Annotated in this window: 2 protein-coding genes and 1 pseudogene; all 3 read left to right on the forward strand. The window is 71.4% G+C overall.

What is annotated here, in order from left to right; translation table 11 throughout:
- Positions 1-217 (forward strand): CysS/YqeB C-terminal domain-containing protein (locus ACOADB_RS22480; RefSeq protein ID WP_420281184.1); only part of this gene is annotated, 217 nt, incomplete at its 5' end.
- Position 218: 1 nt separating this feature from the next.
- A complete protein-coding gene (gene rlmB, locus ACOADB_RS22485; protein WP_378603873.1) occupies positions 219-1187 on the forward strand; it encodes a 23S rRNA (guanosine(2251)-2'-O)-methyltransferase RlmB in 969 nt (322 codons plus the stop codon).
- Positions 1188-1273: 86 nt separating this feature from the next.
- Positions 1274-2067, forward strand: a pseudogene (locus ACOADB_RS22490) (metallophosphoesterase); the annotation flags it as partial.

Below are 2067 nucleotides of genomic sequence, written 5' to 3' on the forward strand. Positions count from 1 at the left end.
GGGCGACCCGGTGTGGTCGGCGAGCGGCGCGAGCACGGACACCGAGGAGAGGTTGACCGCTGCGGTCGACGTCCTCGTCGCCGGACTCCTCGACGAGCGCACGCAGGCCCGCGCCGACAAGGACTGGGCACGCGCGGATGCGATCCGCGACCGAATCAAGTCGGCTGGCATCGAAGTCACCGACACCCCTGATGGACCTACCTGGACGGTGAACTGACATGGCTGGGAATTCGAGCCGCAAGGGCGCGATCCGCAAGTCGAGCAAGAGGCCGCAGGCCGGTTCCGGTGGCCAGGTGCGCCGCGGCCTCGAGGGCAAGGGCCCGACGCCGAAGGCGGCCGACCGCCCGTACCACAAGACGCACAAGGCCGAGGAGTACAAGAAGCGCCAGGCCAAGCGCGCCGGAGCCGGCAGCGGCGGCCGCAAGACCAGCGACGCCGAGTGGATCGCCGGACGCAACTCGGTGCTCGAGGCCCTGCGCGAGAAGGTCCCGATCACCTCGGTCTACGTCGCCGACAACACCGAGCGCGACACCCGCCTGCGCGAGGTCTTCCGCCTCGCTGCGGAGATGGGCGTCGGCCTCATGGAGGTCAGCCGCACCGAGCTCGACAAGCTCACCGACAAGGCTGTCCACCAGGGCATCGCCGCGCGCATCCCTCCCTACGAGTACGCCGACCCGAACGACCTGCTCGAGGCGGCCGCCGAAGCCGCCGAGGCGCCGCTCATCGTGATGCTCGACTCGATCACCGACCCGCGCAACCTCGGTGCGATCGTCCGCAGCGCTGCCGGATTCGGCGCCCACGGCGTCGTGATCCCCGAGCGCCGCGCCGCGTCGATGACCGCGTCGGCCTGGAAGACCTCGGCCGGTGCCGCCGCCCGCTGCCCCGTGGCGCAGACGGTGAACCTGAACCGCCAGATCAAGGCCTACCAGGACGCCGGGTGCTTCGTGATCGGCCTCGCTGCCGACGGTGACCTGAGCCTGCCGGAGCTCGTCGCCGACGCCGACCTCGTCAAGGGTCCGCTGGTGCTCGTCATCGGCTCCGAGGGCGACGGCCTGGCCCGCCTGGTGGCGGAGAACTGTGACCGCCTGCTCTCGATCCCGATGGCGGGTGTCCTCGAGTCGCTCAACGCCGGGGTGGCCGCGTCGGTCGCGCTCTACGCCGTCGCGGAGGCCCGGACCCGGAGGTAACGATTCCTCCGATCTCCCCGCTGAGGGCGCTCAAGATCCTGGCGTACGTCGGGATCTGGGTCGTCCTGTCGACGTGCATCGCGGCGATGATCTTCGTCAGCAGCGAGCGCGAGGTCGACCTGGCCAGCCACGAGGCGCGGGTCAGTCCGGACTTCTCGGGCGAGGTCGTGCTCCGGACCGGCCCGTTGTTGCCGGACCTGCGGGCACCGTCGCCCTCGAACATCGGGGTGGAGGTCCAGCTCGGCAAGAGCGACACCGCATCCCTGCCGGAGCTCACCGCGCGCTACGCCGCGATCGCGTCACAGCCCGAGGGCCAGGTTGCCGTGGTCGAGCGAGCCGTCAGCTCGATGGCGCTCGCCGCGCTCGTGCAGGGCGCGGCCCTCGGAGCCGTCCCGCTGCTGGTGTGGGCGGCGATCGGGGCGGAGCGACGGCGGGGGCTGGTGAGCAGCCTGCCCACACGCAAGGGCGCCATCGGCGCGACCGTCCTGGTGGGCGTGGTCGCCGCGGTCGCCGTACCCACGGGCTGGGGTCGGCAGGATCCGCCCGTCGAGCACTGGACCTCGTTGCAGGACTTCGTCGGGTCCGCCGTACCGCTTCCGGAGGAGGCACGTGACGTCCTGGTCCTGGGCGACGCGTCCACCGGCCAGACCAGGCGTCTGATCGCCAGCGCGGTCAGCAGCTACCAGCAGGGGCTGGCGTTCTACTCGAAGGCCGCCGACGACGCCGCCGACCTCGACCTGCGCGAACCGGAGGCCGACGAGACCGTCGTCCTGATGGTCTCCGACCGGCACGACAACGTCGGCATGGACGAGGTGGCCCGCGCCATCGCGAAGGCCGGAGGAGCCACGAACGTCTTCAACGCCGGCGACGACACGTCGAC

The organism is Nocardioides sp. CPCC 206348, from assembly GCF_048654705.1.
Lineage (GTDB): Bacteria > Actinomycetota > Actinomycetes > Propionibacteriales > Nocardioidaceae > Nocardioides.